Source organism: Cellulomonas sp. Leaf334 (assembly GCF_001424195.1).
GTDB lineage: Bacteria > Actinomycetota > Actinomycetes > Actinomycetales > Cellulomonadaceae > Cellulomonas.
This window is the reverse complement of record NZ_LMOO01000001.1, coordinates 1,767,295-1,782,962: the sequence shown is the minus strand read 5'-3', so window position 1 is coordinate 1,782,962 and position 15,668 is coordinate 1,767,295. Positions and strand designations below refer to the sequence as shown.

Annotated in this window: 11 protein-coding genes; 7 read left to right on the top strand and 4 right to left on the bottom strand. The window is 70.0% G+C overall.

Annotated elements, in window-relative coordinates; all coding sequences use genetic code 11:
* Positions 1-30: 30 nt before the first annotated feature.
* From ASF78_RS08030 to ASF78_RS08020, 3 genes are all read right to left on the bottom strand, one after another.
* Complete coding sequence (locus ASF78_RS08030) at positions 31-7,416, bottom strand: DUF5979 domain-containing protein (protein ID WP_162243342.1); 7,386 nt, start codon at positions 7,414-7,416, stop codon at positions 31-33.
* A gap of 263 nt (positions 7,417-7,679) precedes the next feature.
* Positions 7,680-8,321 (bottom strand): hypothetical protein, encoded by a 642-nt coding sequence (locus ASF78_RS22590; RefSeq protein WP_162243341.1) that lies wholly within the window; start codon positions 8,319-8,321, stop codon positions 7,680-7,682.
* A gap of 65 nt (positions 8,322-8,386) precedes the next feature.
* Positions 8,387-9,331, bottom strand: coding sequence for a GlxA family transcriptional regulator (locus ASF78_RS08020; protein WP_056586538.1), 945 nt, complete (start codon positions 9,329-9,331; stop codon positions 8,387-8,389).
* 71 nt (positions 9,332-9,402) lie between these two features.
* Between ASF78_RS08020 and ASF78_RS08015 the strand changes: the two genes are divergently transcribed.
* The 4 genes from ASF78_RS08015 (at position 9,403) to ASF78_RS08000 (ending at position 12,934) form a co-directional block, all read left to right on the top strand.
* Positions 9,403-10,455 (top strand): trans-acting enoyl reductase family protein, encoded by a 1,053-nt coding sequence (locus ASF78_RS08015; protein ID WP_056586535.1) that lies wholly within the window; start codon positions 9,403-9,405, stop codon positions 10,453-10,455.
* 25 nt (positions 10,456-10,480) lie between these two features.
* Entirely contained in the window at positions 10,481-11,305 is an 825-nt protein-coding gene (locus ASF78_RS08010) for an inositol monophosphatase family protein (RefSeq protein ID WP_056586532.1), read from the top strand.
* Between the two features lie 128 nt (positions 11,306-11,433).
* Positions 11,434-12,015: a dihydrofolate reductase family protein gene (locus ASF78_RS08005; protein ID WP_056586529.1), complete on the top strand. Its 582-nt coding sequence runs from the start codon at positions 11,434-11,436 to the stop codon at positions 12,013-12,015.
* Positions 12,016-12,178: 163 nt separating this feature from the next.
* Entirely contained in the window at positions 12,179-12,934 is a 756-nt protein-coding gene (locus ASF78_RS08000; protein WP_200940527.1) for a GNAT family N-acetyltransferase, read from the top strand.
* A gap of 66 nt (positions 12,935-13,000) precedes the next feature.
* Here the strand turns inward: ASF78_RS08000 and ASF78_RS07995 are convergent, their stop codons facing one another.
* Entirely contained in the window at positions 13,001-13,603 is a 603-nt protein-coding gene (locus ASF78_RS07995; RefSeq protein ID WP_056586524.1) for a TetR/AcrR family transcriptional regulator, read from the bottom strand.
* 200 nt (positions 13,604-13,803) lie between these two features.
* On the opposite strand from ASF78_RS07995, the gene ASF78_RS07990 reads away from it, so the two are divergent.
* The 3 genes from ASF78_RS07990 (at position 13,804) to ASF78_RS07980 (ending at position 15,578) form a co-directional block, all read left to right on the top strand.
* Positions 13,804-14,133: a cupin domain-containing protein gene (locus ASF78_RS07990; protein ID WP_235518443.1), complete on the top strand. Its 330-nt coding sequence runs from the start codon at positions 13,804-13,806 to the stop codon at positions 14,131-14,133.
* An 88-nt stretch (positions 14,134-14,221) separates the two neighbouring features.
* Positions 14,222-15,025 (top strand): alpha/beta fold hydrolase, encoded by an 804-nt coding sequence (locus ASF78_RS07985; protein WP_056586518.1) that lies wholly within the window; start codon positions 14,222-14,224, stop codon positions 15,023-15,025.
* A 1-nt stretch (position 15,026) separates the two neighbouring features.
* Entirely contained in the window at positions 15,027-15,578 is a 552-nt protein-coding gene (locus tag ASF78_RS07980; protein WP_056586513.1) for a dihydrofolate reductase family protein, read from the top strand.
* Positions 15,579-15,668 lie beyond the last annotated feature (90 nt).

The window sequence follows — 15,668 nt, the reverse complement described above, 5'->3', positions numbered from 1 at the left end:
CAGAGGCACTCAGGACGCGCTACCGAGACGTCACCGGGCAGGCGATCTCCGCCGCGCCTGTACGAGAATCACGCCGGCTCCGATGAGCAGCAGGATCCACGTCACCAGCCTCAGGGTGTCCGTTCCTGTTGCGGCTAGTACGCCGCCGTCGTCGTCGCAGTCCGATGCTGGATCCTGCGCCGCGGTCTGGACCCGTGCTGCCGCACCGATACCGGACGCACCTACGGCAGTGCCCGCGTCGGTAGACCACGTGTTCACCACGTCCACCGGGGCGCAGACGTCGTCTCCGACCGGGAGCGCGAATGAGGCGGACGTGGGGTTCCCGTCGAGGGGATCGGTCGTCGTGCCCTGCCCGTCGACAACGATGGTGACACTGTCCGCGCTGCCTGCGTCGGTCTCGACGACCCGGCACTCGGCGCCCTGCGGCAGGTCCTCGTACACCGCGACCCAGCTGTTCGCCGCCGACAGGGTGCGGGTCGTGCCGCCGGGGATCACGACCGGGACGATCGTGCCGTCAACGACCTGTGTGCAGGCGAGCGAGACCGTGAAGATGTCTCCCTGGTGCGCCGCCGCGTCCTCTCCGCCCAAGGACTTCACCACCCGGACCTCGCCCACGCTGAACGTGTTCGTCACGGTGACGCTCGCCGGGTCGCCGTCCGGGACGACGACCTCTCCAGGCTGCCCACCGTCGACCGTGGTGGACACGGTGGACGTCGTGGCTCCGCCAGTCGCCGTCTCGGTGACGGCGCACTCCGCGCCGACCGGCAGGTCCTCGTAGACGACCGGCGTGCCCGGAACCAGCTCGCGCACCGCGCCGCCGGGGATGTCGACGTCGGCACCGTCGAACGTGCAGGCGAGCGAGACCTCGAACGGTCCGGCCCCGTACAGGTCCACGCCGTCTCCGTCGACGACCTTGTCGACCGTGATCGCGCCGTCGTCGAAGGTGTTGGTCACCAGGACCGACACCGCAGTCGGCTGGCCGCCCGTCACGGGGGGCACGACGACGTCCACGGACGTCCCGTCCGACTCGACCGGAGCCTGACCGGCCGTCGTGACCGTCATGGTGGTGTCGGTCGCCTCGCCGTCCTGGGTCTCCGTCACGCTGCACCGCGCACCGACCGGCAGCTCGTCATAGACCACCGGCTGGCCGGGGACGAGCGGACGCGTCGAGCCGCCAGGGATCGCGACGGGCTCGCCGTCGTAGGTGCACGCGACGGAGACTTCGAACGGGCCCGTGCCGTAGTCATCCGCCCCGGCGCCGTCCACGGCCTTGTCGACGGTTATGCCACCAGTGTCGAACGTGTTGGTCACCACGACCGCGACCGGACCGTCGGCGTCGATCGTGACGAGCTGGGGATCGATCGTCGTAGAGGTCGCACCACCGTCGAGAGGCTCGGTGACGAGGCACGACGCACCGACCGGCAGGTTGGAGATCTCGGCGTCGAGCGGTCCCGCACCGCCGAGCACGACGGGGCTGTTGTAGACGACCCGCGGCGGGTTGGCGCCGTCGCCGTCGTCGTCGAAGGTGCACAGGACGTGCAGGCGGAAGGGTCCGGCGCCGTACCGCTGGACGCCGTCGCCCACTAGGACCTTCGAGAGGTCGAGAAGGCCGACGTCGAAGGTGTTGGTGATCTCGGCGGTGTTCCGCGGGCCCCCCGCGAGGTCGCCCACGAGCGTGGCCTGGCCCACCGGACCGTCGAACACCTCGGGAGCTGCCGATCCCTCTGTGATCGTCACGTCGATCTCGGTCGCGCCGCCGGTGTCGGACTCCGTGATGACGCACTCCGAGCCGACCGGCAGGCCGTCGAGCTCGACCTCGTCGCCGTCGGAGAGGCTCAGGACCATCGGGTCGTCGGGCCCGTAACCGGTGGCGTAGACCGGGTTGCCCAGGAACGTGCAGTCGACCTGCACCTCGAACGGGCCGAACGGGACCGGGTCGCCGTCCTGGTCCACGGCGTCGGACACCACCTCCTTCGAGACGACCAGGCTGGCCAGGTCGTACCGGTTGATGGCGACGATGTTCGTCACGTCCGGGGTCTCGCCGATGGTGACCGTCCCGACGATCAGCTGGGTCTGGCCGTTGCTCGCGTTCTCGGTGATCGTGCACCGAGCGCCGTAGGGCAGGTTGGGCACGGTCACGGGGGTGCCGGGCGTGATCTGAATCGGTATGGGAGGTAGTGCCGTCTCCAGGAACGTGCCCACGGCCGAGGTGCACGCGACGTCGAGGTAGAACACGTCCGGCGCGTACTGCGCGCCGTCGCCGATGACGGTCTTCTCGACCTGGAGGGGGCCGGTGGCCGTCGCGACGCCGACCTTCGTGCCCTCGGTGGGCAGGAGGCCCTGCCGGCCCGTCACGGTCACGGCGACGCCGGAGGCCGCGGCGGAGTTCCAGGCGATGGAGCGGTCTCCCGCGGCCGGGGGCACTGCGGGGGTCATCGTCGTGCCCTCGAGGGCCACGGTCTGCGCCGGCTGGAAGAGCGCGTCCTCGGGGAAGGTCACGACGATCTTGAGGGCGACGATGGAGTCGAAGAGCGCCTGGTCCGCTCCCGGGGGCAACTCGACCCAGCCGGTTGCGGGGTCGTCCGTGGGACAGACCGGTTCGGCCACCGGGTTGTCGATGTCGTCCATGCAGTATTCCTGGACGGTCGTGTAGGAGAACGTCGCGACGGCTCCCGCCGGTGCGTTCACCAGAGCCGGCGGGTAGGCGACGTCCGGGACCGGCCGGAACTGCGACCCACGCTCGCCGGAGGCATACGAGCCCGCGTCACCCGGTGCTGGCAGACGGTCGTAGATGACGAGCTTGTCGAGCGGCAGGTTGCCCACGTTCTCGACCCGGATCTGCCAGGTTTCGTCGTGTCCCGGCGCGATCACAGGGGTGCACGGGTAGACGTAGAAGCCGTTGCCGTCGGGTGTGCACTGGACGGACTGGTCGGGCGCGGCCGGGTCCACGATGACGTCGAGCTGGTCGTCGTTGGTCGCCTTGACCGCCTTGGACTGCGCCAGCACTGCTGAGGGCCGTGTCGTGACGTCGGCGTCGGCCTCGCACGCGCCGGTCTGCGCGTTCAGCCGGGTCACGCACTGGTCCCACGGCCGGTCGCCCGTGACGCCCGCCGTGTTCACGACCGTGCTGTTCGCCGGCAGCCCCAGCCGGAACTGCACCTGCACGGTGATCGTGTACACCTGGCCCGGCTCCAGCACAGTGCCGGGCGGGAAGCTGAACGTGAGCGCCTCGAGGTCGCCGGTCTGGTCGACCGTCACGTCGTCCGGGTCGGTCGGCATCGCCGGTCCTGTCGCCGGATCGGGTGCGGCCCCGGCCAGCTCGTAGGAGAACGGCTCGTCGACGTCGGCAAGCCGCAGCTGGGCTCCGTCGGCGTCGGTCGGCATCGGGTCGTCCGTGACGACGGGGTCGACGATCGCCCGGTTGCCCGTGTTGGTGATCTCGATGGCCATCGGCAACGCGGCCTCGGGCGCCGCGGTGCCGCCCGTCGCGATCCCGCTGAACGTCTTGACGATCTGCACGCCGTTCGTCGCGTGTGCGTAGGTGATGTCGGCCGCTGTGGTGTCGTCGCCGGAGACCGGCACCAGGTCGCCGGTGTCCGGATCCACCACGAGGTCCCCGCCGGTCACGGTCCCGTCGACCTGGTTGCTCGCGACGCCCGGCGCGGTCTCGCCCGGCGCCGGGGGGTTGGCCGCGAGGTCGGGAAGAACCGGCCCGCCGGTGCGGAGGTCCTCGCGTCGCTCGACAGTGAGCGGCACGGTCTGGGTCGGGGTGGCCGGGTTCTCCCAGATGCCGCCGTCCGCCCGGGTGAACGTGAACCGCAGGCCCTGGACGTCGGCCGCGTCGACGCCATCGGGGAGCACGAAGCTGCCCGACGGCTCGCCCGTCTCCCACGAGCCCCCGGTGACCACGACGCCGTCCGGCCCCGCGCTGTAGGTCGCGCCCACGAAGGCGTCGACCTGCACCTGGTCGATAGGTGCGGTGAGTGTTGCCCCGTCGAAGTCGACGAAGTCGTACTGGTTCCAGAACTGCGGATCGTCGTCGGTGAGCACCATCTCCACCGCACGAGAGGGACCTTCGGGCGTCCCGGTCAGGGTCATCGTCACCGGACCAGTGCTCGGCTCGACGATCTGGACGGGGTCGAACGCCTTTCCGACCAGCAGGTCTATGCCCGCGTCCTGCAGCTCCATGGAGGCGCCGTCCGCCGCCCGGCGCGTGTCGGCCGCCGTACCGCCCGGATCGGCGATGGTCGCGACGGCGACGTCGGGGACAGGGTTGTCTGCGGCTACGGTGATCGGCTCGTCGGTGTAGCGATCGAACTCACGCAGCTGGAGGGTCAGGTTCATGCTCCCCGACGCACCCGCAGGGACCAGCCCGTCGTAGGACACCTCGACGCCGACGACGCCGACGAGGTCACCGGCCGACAACGCCTCCGCCTCGGCCTCGTCGAAGTCCGCGGTCGCCCCTGCCGCATTGGTCAGCGTGACCGTCGTCGTATCGACGCCCGGGGGCGGCGTGACCTCGATGTGCGTCAGCGTGAACGCGTTGAACGGCTGGACGCCGGCCGTCGCCTGGACGTCGTCGGAGTCCTCGGCGCCGGGCTCGACCAGTCGGAGCTGGTCCACCTTCGCGGCCGATGCGTTCGTGCCGGTGATGACGACGTTCGTCGACGGATAGAACTCGGCCGGCGTGCCGGCGGGCGGGACGGACAGGGGCCCGCCGGTCCATTCCTTGTCGACCGACACGTTGAGCGGCTGGTCGATGATGAGGACGTCGTCCTCGCCGGTGTCCGTGTAGTCGTCGCCCTGGAACGTCGCCGTTCCGCGCGCCGTGTCATTCACCAGGCCTGGGTCGGTCGTGTTGTAGATCGTGCCGTTGGTCGAGCCGAGGACGGGCACGGCCGGGTTGCTGCGCTTGTAGTCCCTGACCTCGAACGTCAGGTCGATGTGACGGCCCGACGCCTGGGTCGAGCGCGCAACCCCGTCACCCGGTTGCGGCAGGGTCGGGTCGGCCGTCACGGCCCGGGTGGGTGACTCCACGTACTCGAGACGGGCCGAGGTGGCCGACTCCTGCTCGGCGGGCGACAAGGTGTACCCGGGGAACGAGCCGTTGCAGGGGCACGGGTCACCAGCGGCGTCGACCCAGTCGCCGTCGACGAACAGCTCGACGCTGTTGATCTGGTCGTACTGGAGGAGCGGGTCCACGCCCGAGTCGATCGCCTCGACCCGGACCAGGTCGAACGCGTCGTAGAACGAGCCAGCGATCGCGGTGGTCTCGGGGTCGGCGACGTCGGTGATCACCATCGGGTCGACGCCGTCGAAGCCGTTGGTCGACCAGGTGATCTGAGCGGTCGCCTGGTCGTCGGATCGCGCGAGGACGCTCACCGGCGGGGCGCCCAGGAACGTCTTGTCGATGAAGTCGAGGTCGCCGTCGCCGTCCACCGGGAACGGGTCGACGGTGTCGCACCCTTCTTCCGGTGGCGTCGGGCTGACAGTGCTGGACTCGGCCTGCGAGGCTCCGCAGTTCTCGATCGGGTCGTCGCGGTCCTCTGGCCCGGTGTACGACGCGGTGAAGTTTGGCTGGAACTGGGTTCCCGGGGGGAAGCCCTCGTCGGCGTCGTACACGAACTGCACACCCTGCGCGTCGGGAGGCAGGTCACAGCTGACGGTGGCGGGCCCCGTGTAAGGGCCGCAGCCCGGGGCGGGGACCCACGCGGTGCCGTCCCAGTAGTTGATCGTCAGCGTGGAGCCGGCCGGCACGTCGGTGGTCCGGACCGACGTCGCCGTGAAGTTGCTCCAGAACTCGCCCGGGTTCGACGGGTCGGTCGGGTCCTGGATCACGACCTCGTCGGCCGACGTCGTCGAGCCGTCCGGACCGAACGGCAGCAGCTGTGACGGGAGCTGGACGACCACGCTCTGCCCGTCCACCGCGGGGAACTCCGACGGCGAGATGAGCTTGTCGGTGTTGGTGGCGAGCCGGTCGAGCAGCGTGACGAGATCAGCCGACGCGGTCGCACTCGCGTTCGGGACGTCGGCGGCGATCTCGTTGCCGTGCGTGACGTCGGAGGGCGTCTGGTCGGGGTCGGTGTCCGCCGTGAACGGGATCGACGCCTCGCCGCCCGTCGTGATCGTGCCGGTGAACTCGACGGTGAAGCCGACGACGATGCATCCGGTCGGCGGGTTGGGCAGGGTGTCGGGGGCTGTCGCCGTCTGCTGCGGGGTCGAGCCGTCCGCGCACGTGAACGTGACCGTCGCGCCGTCGGCGTCGGCCGGCCACTGGACGCCGGTCCCGTCGCCCGACGGGCCGAACCCGGTGAACGTCAGCGGGTCGTCGCCCTCGAACGGGCTGTCGGTGCCCGGGGCGGGCTCGGTGATGCTCATCGAGTCGACCGGCGTGCCCGTGTTGGTGGCGCCGATCGTCACGGTGGTCGGGTCGCCCGCGCTCACCGTGGCCGGATCGAATGACTTCGCAGCGGTGACGCTGTTGTTCGGCGGCGTGATCACGTAGGTGTCGGCTGCCGTCGTCGGGACCGACTCGTCGTCGCCGTGGGTGACGTACGACGACGCATCGTTGGTCACGGTCGTCGCATCGGTCAGGTCCTCGACCGCGTCGCTCTGCTGCACCTCGACCGGGACGGTCGCGGTGGCGCCGGGCTGGATGTCGCCGCTGAACGTGTAGCGCACGCCCTGCACGTCGGCCGGGTCCACCGCGTCGTCAAGCGTCTCCCACGAGTCGCCGTCCCAATACTCCTGCGTGACCGTGTCGGCGTTCGGCGGGTAGGTGATGGTCCCCGTGCCGGTGTACTGGAGCAGGGTGAACGGGTTCGGGTCGGCGCTCGGGTCGACTGGGTCCTGGATGACGAGCGTGTCCACAGGATCGTTCGATGTGTTGGTCGAGCCGAGGGTCATAGTCGCTGGAGTCCCCGGTTCGGCGAGTGCGCCCTCAGGGTCGATGGACTTGGTGGTCTCGGAGTCGAGCACCAGGGGAACGACGGGCGCGATGTCGTCGCTCGCCTGGTCCTGGGCCGCGTTATCGGCGACGACCGTCGCTGTGTTGGTGATGGTCTCGCCGCTCTGGCTGTACGGGAGATCGGGGTCGACCTCCGCCGTCACGAGGATCTCCGCGCCCTGACCGTTGGGCACGCTGGGCCACTGCGCCGTCACGGTGTCGCTGTCCGTGTCGACGTCGATGGTGCCGTCGGGCGGGCCGCTCTGGATCGATGCGCTGACCAGCTCGAGGCCGTCGGGCAGTGGATCCGTGAGCACCGCGTTCGCGCAGGCGGTCGCGTTGGGGTCGGAGCAGGAGATCTCGACGATCCACTCGACCTGGTCGCCGGGCTCATAGGGTCCGACGCTGGTCTCGACCTTTTGGATGCCCCACTCGGCCGCGGAGGCCGTCTGGGCTGGGACGATCGCCATCGGCACCGCGAGAAGCACTGCGGCTGCCGCCGCAGATGCCCAACGTGCACCCGACGAGTGCCGCCTGCGCCGCCGGCGCGGTGCCTTTGTGCTCGGAACCCCCATCGCGGTGCCCCCCGCTCTCCGTCGCCGCGACTGTCCTCTCGACCCTCCCACAGCGGATCCGACGTGTCGCTTCGGGGATGACGGGCCGCGCTCCGGCGACCCTCGGATCGTGATCGGCGGCTCGGGTCGCGGAGAGGCGAACTGTCGTGCGGCAGACGTCAGATCAGCTTCGGGAACGTCAGCAGCAGTGCGGTCGCTGCGACGAACAGAGCGAGTCCGAGTCCGAGCAGGACCATGCGCCCTCGCGGTGTGCGCATCCGCTCGGAGATCGCGGTGAAGAACAGCACCGACGCGAACGCCACGGTGAGCACGGTGTAGTTGTCGCCGCGCTGGTTGTCCGCCAGGGCCTGCGCGAACTTCGCGTCTGCGCGCTGGTCGGCGTCGGCGGACTGTGCAAGCTCCGGGATGGCGTACTCGGGCATGTCGAACGGCGACAGCGGCGCGTCCGCGTTCTTCAAGGGTTCCAGCGCTATCCATGCGTCGAACGCGGTTGCGAGCGGTTCGGGGAACCGTGTCTGCAGGAACTCGGCGACCGGGACCTGCTGCGAGCCGGTCGCCTCGACCCACTGGGCGAACAGCGAAGATTGGACGTCGAGCTTGCGGTTGGCGACTCCCTCGAGGCGGCTTGCCTCGATCCTGGCCGTGGACGCCTGGCTGAACGAGATCGACATCGACCCGCCCCACTTGCTGGCCTGGAAGCCGACCCAGGCCGTGAGGATCGTGGTGACCGACAGAAGCAGGACGACGACGACCTCCCGCCAGTCCACGCGCGGCTTGCCCTGGTTATCGGCGGTGCTCACGTCGCGAGTATCGACCGGCTGGATCGCATGCGCCCGCCGGAGCGTGCGACACCGGCCTCGGACGGTCACGCGAGCTGGAATGAGGCCCGGTAGCTGGTGGGGGTGACGCCGACAGCGCGGTGGAAGTGTCGGCGCAACGTCGTGGCCGTGCCCATGCCGCAGCTGGCGGCGATCTGCTCGACCGTTGCGTCGGTCCGCTCGAGGAGCTCCTGCGCGCGGGCGATGCGCTGCTGGTGCAGCCACTCCAGGGGCCCAACCTCGAGCTCCGCCAGCATGCGTCGGGCAAGCTGACGGGTGCTGAGGTTGGCGTGGCTGGCTAGGTCACGCACGGTCAGCGGCTGGTCGAGCCGGGCGCGCGCCCACTCGAGCGTGGGCGCGAGCCCGCCAGAGCTGCGGGGCGGCGCGGGTGGGGTGATGAACTGCGCCTGCCCACCACCGCGGTGCGCGGGCACGACGAGGCGGCGGGCGATCCCGCTCGCGGCGGCCGCGCCGAGGTCAATGTGCACGAGGTGGATGCACAGGTCGAGCGCCGCGGTCTTGCCAGCGGAGGTGAGCACGTCGCCGTCGTCGACGTAGAGCACGTCCGGACGGACGTCGATCTGCGGGTAGCGGCGTGCCAGGTCCTCGGCGTGCATCCAGTGCGTCGTCGCCACCCTGCCGTCGAGCAGCCCGGCTGCCGCGAGCACGAACGCCCCGGTGCACAGGGACGCGATCCGCACGCCACGTTCGTGCGCCTGACGCAGGACCGCGATCAGGTCGGGGTCGGGATTCTCGTCCAGGTCGTCCGAGGACGGCACGACAACGGAGTCGACCCGGGCGATCTCCGCGTAGGAGGCCGTCGGCAGGTGCGGGAGCCACGGGTGCGGCAGGCCGTCAGCGGTACAGACCACCAGGTCGTACCACTGACCACCGGGCGCGAGCTCGGAGCGGTCGACGCCGAAGATCTCCGCGGCGATCGCGGCCTCGTAGAGCATCGAGGAGCGGTGCATGACGAGCGCAATCCGGGGCATGTCCGAAACTGTACGTGAGGTGTCGTTCGCGACACTCGTCGTCTCTCGGCGCGGCGCCCAGGATCGTTCACATGAACACCACCGATCGAGTCTTTGTCTACGGAGCCGCAGGTCACACCGGGCGCTTCGTCGTCGACGAGCTCCTGCGCCGCGGGCTCACACCCGTGCTCGCCGGGCGCAGCGCCGAACGCCTCGACGCCGCACCCCAACGGCACGCCGCGCTCGACCGGCGCGAGGTGGCGGTGGACGATCCAGAGCTCCTGCGGCGGGCAGTCGACGGGGTCGCCGCAGTGATCAACTGCGCCGGTCCGTTCCTCGACACGGCGATCCCGCTCGCCCGGGCGGCCGTCGAGGTCGGCGCGCACTACCTCGACGTCACGGCCGAGCAGCCGATCGTGCAGTCGCTCTACCGCGTGCTGGACACTCCGGCCCGGTCCGCGGGCGTGGCGGTCGTCCCCGCGATGGCGTTCTACGGCGGTCTGGCCGACCTGCTCCTCACCACGGCACTCGACGGCGAGCACCACGCGGACGCGGTCGAGGTGGCGATCGGCCTGGATCGCTGGTGGCCGACGACCGGTACCCGGATCACCGGCGCCCGCAACACCGCGACCCGGCTGGTCATCCGCGACGGGGTGCTGACCCCGCTGGCCGACCCCGCACCGACCAGCACCTGGTCCTACTCCGCACCCCTGGGTACCCAGGCCGTCGTCGAGCTCCCGTTCTCCGAGACCATCACGATCGACCGCCACCTCCGCGTCGGCGACCTCCGGTCCTACCTGAACACCGCTCCGCTGGACGACCTCCACGACGAGGCGACACCCCCGCCCTCCGCGACCGACGAGCACGGACGCTCGGACCAGCGGTTCGTCGTCGACGTCCTCGTCCGCCGCGGTGCGCAGACTCGCGCCATCACGGCGGTCGGCCGCGACATCTACGCCGTCACCGCCCCGATCGTCGTCGAGGGGGCGATCCGCCTCCTCGACGGACGCCACCACGGCACCGGCGCCCAGGCACCGGGAGAGGCCTTCGACGCCGTCGACGTGCTCGCGGCGCTGGAACGTGACGCCGACGGCTTTCAGATCCATCGAGACCGGCACACCACGAGACTCCCGCAGCCGGCGTGACCGCTCAGGTCCTTAGGCTGGCTCGATGCGCCTCACCGACGCCGAAGTCGCCATCGCCGCCGCTCAGGCCGGTGCCGCCGTCGTCCAGCGCGACTACGGGACGGGCCACGTGCGCCGCGCCAAGAGCGGAATCGACTTCGCGACGCAGACCGACATCGACGCCGAGCGAGCCATCCTCCACGTGCTGCGCGAGCATCGCCCGGACGACAGCGTCGACGGCGAAGAGCTCGGACGATCTGTAGGTGCGTCCACGACGCGCCGGTGGCTCGTCGACCCGCTCTGCGGAACCCTCAACTTCGCCGCCACCACACCCTTGAGCGCCGTCAACGTGGCGCTCAGCGACCAGGGGCAGGTCATCGCGGCAGCCGTGATCGACCCTATCGCCGCCGATCTGTTCTGGACCGACGGGACAGCGTCGTACGTCCGCGTGGAAGGACACGACCACGCCCTCGGACCGAGCTCGACCTCGATGCTGGTCGACGTCAGCTGTGATGGTCCGATCGACCAGGCGTTCCTCGGCGGACAGCTCGTCGCTGACCCGCAGTTCTGCGCGAGGTTCGGGCCCCGCGTCATCTCGTCGAGCTTGGCCGCGGCGTGGGTGGCAGCCGGGCGCCGAGCGGCCTATGTCTCCGACGGGCACTTCCGCGACAACCTCCACTTCGCGGCCGCTGTCGCACTGTGCGAGTCAGCCGGATGTGTGGTCAGCGATCTGGCGGGCGACGCCCTGCACACGGGTCGAGGGTTGGTCATCGCAGCGGACGTGGTCACGCACGACGCGATCGTGGAGATCGTCCGACCACACCTGGACGCGGGAGCTGCTGACCCGTCCAGCCCCGCCTGCCGCAGCTGACTTCGTCCTGGCGTCGACGAGTGCCGAGGCGAAGGCTTGCGCGACAAAGTGATTCGCTCCACGACAGACGCATCGGTTAGCGTTCGGGGGTTTCCGACAACTGTCGGAAAGACCCCAGAGAGGACTCCATGCGCAAGCTCGTGTACTACGTCGCCACCACCCTCGACGGCTACATCGCCGGACCGGACGGAGGCGACCCCAGCGGGGCGGACTACTTCCCGATCACACCAGACCTCATCCAGTTCATCATCGAGAACTACCCCGAGACCCTGCCCGGACCCGCACGCGCGGCCATGGCCATCGACAGCCCCGGGCGGGCCTTTGACACGGTCCTGGAGGGACGAGCCTCGTACGAGCTCGGGCTGGCCGCTGGCATGACCGACGCGTACCCGCACCTGCGGCACCTCGTCTTCTCCACCTCCCTGACCACGAGCCCGGATCCCGCCGTCGAGATCGTCGCGTCCGGCGCCCTCGAGCGGGTCCGTGCGCTCAAGGCCGAGCCTGGCCTGGACCTGTGGCTGGTCGGCGGCGGCACGCTCGCGCACTCGCTGCTCCCCGAGATCGACCGCCTCGTCCTCAAGCAGAACCGGTCCGTCATCGGCTCCGGCATCCCGCTGTTCGCCGGCCCGTTCCAGCCCCACCTCTTCCGTCCGGTCGACGAGACCCTGCTCGAGTCCGGGCTGCGCGTCCTGACCTACGACCGCGCCTGACGCCCACCACCCCGAGGAGCACGACATCAGCGACACGACCGGCGACATCGTCGTCCGACCCCTCACTGGCCCTGACGAGCTCGACCTGTTCCTGCGGCTGTCCTACGTCCTCGATGACGAGCTCGCCGACGACCTGACCGAGGGCCGACGCCGCCCCGAGTGGATGTGGGTCGCCGTTCGCGACGACCGCCTCCTTGCCCGCGCCTCGTGGTGGGGTCGACCGGGAGCAGCGGCGCCGGACGTCCTGGACTTCTTCGACCTCGACGACACCCTGGACCGGGACGCGGCCATCGAGATCGGCACGCGCCTCCTGCGGACCGCGCTGGCCGCGCGCGACGACCCAGCCGCGCGCCGCGTCGTCGAGTCGCGCATGTCCGTCCTCGAGGGACTCGGTGCGACGCCGCTCGTCGAACGTCTTCGCCTGGAGTGGCGGGCCGGGTCCCCGGTTCCGGTCCCGAGCGGGCGTCTGCGGTTCCGGTCGGTGCGCGATCGTGACGAGCTGGTGGCGCTGATGGAGCCGGTCCTGCAGGGAACGCTCGACGCTCACAGCCAGGCCGACCTCGAGATGATGTCGCCTGCGGACGTCGCCGCCAAGCACTTCGACGACGAGTTCGCCGGGTTCTCCAGCCCGCGGGAGTGGTGGCAGGTGGGCGAGCTCGAGGATGGCGAACCGGTCGGTTTCGTCGTCCCGGCCCGGAACACCTACCACGCGATCATCGCCTACGTCGGCGTCCTGCCCGCGCACCGGGGCCACGGCTACATCGACGACCTGCTGAGCGAAGGTACGCGGATCCTTGCCGGCCAGGATGTCCCGCGGATCCGGGCGTCGACGGACCTGGGCAACGTCCCGATGGCACAGGCCTTCGCACGTGCGGGCTACGTCAACTTCCAGCGAGCGATCAACATGACCTGGTCCTGACCGACCCGCACCCCGACGCTCTCCCGCCCGGGCCTGGCGCGTGACCCGAGAGCGTCGGGGTGACGCTCACTGGCCTGCTGGGACGGGGCGAAGGCCCGACAGGGTGTAGTCCAGCAGGAGCTCGATGTCCTTGGAGCGGAGTGGGCCGACACGGAACAAGAGCCGGTAGTAAAGCGGCGCATAGATCAGCTCGACCATCATTCGCGTGCCGACGTCGGGGCGGAGCTGTCCGTCGCCGACCGCCTTGGCGAGCCGTGCTTCGCAGGCTTGGGTCCTGGGTTCGATGATCGAGTCCAGCAGCGCGGCGCCGACGCTCGGCGTGCTCTGAGCCTCTGCGACGACCCCGCGGAAGACGACTCCGATCTCACCATCGAGCACCCGGGCAACCTCGAGCAGCTGATGACGAAGATCTGCCTCGACATCGCCGGTGTCGGGGAAGTCGATGGCTTCGCCGACGCGGTCGTTGATCGCCTCCAGCGACAGATCCCCCTTGGACGGCCACCACCGGTAGATCGTGGTCTTCCCCACGCCCGCAGCTGCCGCGATCGCCTCGATCGTCACGTTGGCGTACCCGCGCTCGCTGATGAGGGAGATGGCGGCGTCCAAGATCGCGCGCCGGGCCTCCAGGCTTCGACGCTGCGCGTTGGGGACGGACTTCGCTGCGGGCACGGGACCAGTGTAGTTGACGATACGAAACGTGTCGTGTTGACACCTCGAGCGCAGCCGTCTTAGTGTCTGCCACACGATACGTATCGTGTCGTCACAGCCTGGCTGTGGAAGCGATGGACTCAAGGAGTTGCCGAATGAACGGTTCACCGGAACTGGAAGTGCTGCGGGACACGAGGGGGACCGTCCCGCAGGTGGTGCATGTGTCTGACCTCCGTCGGCCGGACTCGCGGACCGCTCGATTCGAGGGCCGGGCGCACGGTTCGGGCGTCTCGTTCTTCCTCATCGACAACGAGCCGGGCCAAGGCCCTGGTCGGCACCGCCACCCCTACACCGAGACGTGGGTCGTTCTCGAGGGCCAGGCGACCATCACGATCGACGGGCACGACCTCGTCGCAGAGGCCGACGACTGCGCAGTCGTGCCGGCGGGGGTGTGGCACAGCTTCGTGAACTCCGGCAGCGGCGCCCTGCGGATGATCTGCATCCACGCATCGGACGTCATGGTCCAGGAGGGATCTCCGCCGCCGCGCTGACCCGCTCCCTCATCCCCGCAGAAGGGCACAGCCCTGTCGTGACAGGCACATCACGTCACCGCATCACCTCGTTGAAGGGATCTCTCTCATGACCCAGTTCCTCTACACCGCCGACGGCACTCTCCTCGCGTTCGACGATCTCGGGCCGGCGGATGCCCCCGTGGTGATCCTCGTGCACGGCGCGACGGCGTACCGCGCCATCTCCCAAAGCGCCGAGGCGCTCGCCGCGACCGGACTGCGTGTACTCACCTACGACCGGCGCGGTCGCGGCGAGAGCGCCGACGCCGAGACGTACGCCGTCGAGCGCGAGATCGAGGACATCGCCGTACTCGTCGATCACCTCGGCGGGAGCGCGATCCTGCTCGGCGAGTCCTCCGGTGCGGTCCTCGCGCTCGAAGCTGCCCTCGCGGGTGTGCCGGTCGCAGCGGTCGCCGCCTTCGAACCGCCATTCATCGTCGACGACCGCCGTCCGCCGATCCCCGCGGACTACATTGCGCGGCTCGACGCGTTCGCAGCCGACGGGGACCGGCTCGGCGCCCTTCGGTACTTCTCGCTCGAAGCCGTCGGACTCCCTGCGGAGATGGTCGACCAGATGATGGCGTCGCCGTTCATGGCCGCCGTCGAGCCGTTCGCCGGCACGCTGCGCTACGACGCACGAATCATGGGCGACACCATGGGTGGCAGGGCCGACGCGCTCCAGCGGTACGCGCCGATCTCCGTCCCCGTCACGGTTCTGGTCGGCGAAACGACGTTCCCGTCGATCCGCTCCGGCGCAGTGGCGTTCGCGGAGATGGTGCCCGGAGCAGGGCTGATCGTCGTCCCCGGCGGGGACCACCAGCTTCCGGCCGACGCCGTCGCGCCCGTCCTCCGGTCGATCGCGGTGAGCGCCTGAGATGACCAGGACCATCACGGCCGAGCTGTTTGCGAGTCTCGATCTGGTCGTCGAGTCTCCCGAGACGTGGCACTTCGGCTGGGTCGGGGGGGAGATGCTCGCCGAGGTGGCGCGGGAGCAGGGCGGTGCCTCTGCCCTCCTGCTGGGCCGCCGCACGTACGAGGTGTTCGCAGACTCGTGGCCCCACCGCGGCGATGACGTGCCCCTCGCCCGCCAGCTCAACTCGATGCAGAAGATCGTCGTCTCGAGCACGCTCGGCTCACCGACCTGGCACAACACGAAGGTGGTCGGATTCGACGAGATCGCCGCGTTGAAGGAGAGCGGGGAAGGTCGCATCACGGTCGCCGGCAGCATCCGGCTCGTCGAGTCCCTGATCGCAGCCGACCTGCTCGACGAGCTCCGCATCCTCAGCCACCCGGTCGTCCTCGGCGCAGGACGACGCTTGTTCGACACGTACGCCGGGCCCCGCGTCGACCTCACGCTCCTCGAGTCGCGCACGCTCGAACGCGGCGTCCAGCTCACCGTCCACCGCCCTGGCACCTCGCACGGCTAGGGCTGGCCGTCTCGAGCACCGGCTGACGGCCGCGGACCACATCTGGATCCCTGCTTGGACGTCATCGTCCGAGAGGACTCACCGAGCGCT

What these genes read in the sequence shown, in the direction of transcription:
- ASF78_RS08030 (WP_162243342.1), bottom strand. Translation starts at nt 7,416, where the DNA reads ATGGCGATCGTCCCAGCCCAGACGGCCTCCGCGGCCGAGTGGGGCATC.
- ASF78_RS08020 (WP_056586538.1), bottom strand. Translation starts at nt 9,331, where the DNA reads ATGCCCCGGATTGCGCTCGTCATGCACCGCTCCTCGATGCTCTACGAG.
- ASF78_RS08015 (WP_056586535.1), top strand. Translation starts at nt 9,403, where the DNA reads ATGAACACCACCGATCGAGTCTTTGTCTACGGAGCCGCAGGTCACACC.
- ASF78_RS08010 (WP_056586532.1), top strand. Translation starts at nt 10,481, where the DNA reads ATGCGCCTCACCGACGCCGAAGTCGCCATCGCCGCCGCTCAGGCCGGT.
- ASF78_RS08005 (WP_056586529.1), top strand. Translation starts at nt 11,434, where the DNA reads ATGCGCAAGCTCGTGTACTACGTCGCCACCACCCTCGACGGCTACATC.
- ASF78_RS08000 (WP_200940527.1), top strand. Translation starts at nt 12,179, where the DNA reads ATGTGGGTCGCCGTTCGCGACGACCGCCTCCTTGCCCGCGCCTCGTGG.
- ASF78_RS07985 (WP_056586518.1), top strand. Translation starts at nt 14,222, where the DNA reads ATGACCCAGTTCCTCTACACCGCCGACGGCACTCTCCTCGCGTTCGAC.
- ASF78_RS07980 (WP_056586513.1), top strand. Translation starts at nt 15,027, where the DNA reads ATGACCAGGACCATCACGGCCGAGCTGTTTGCGAGTCTCGATCTGGTC.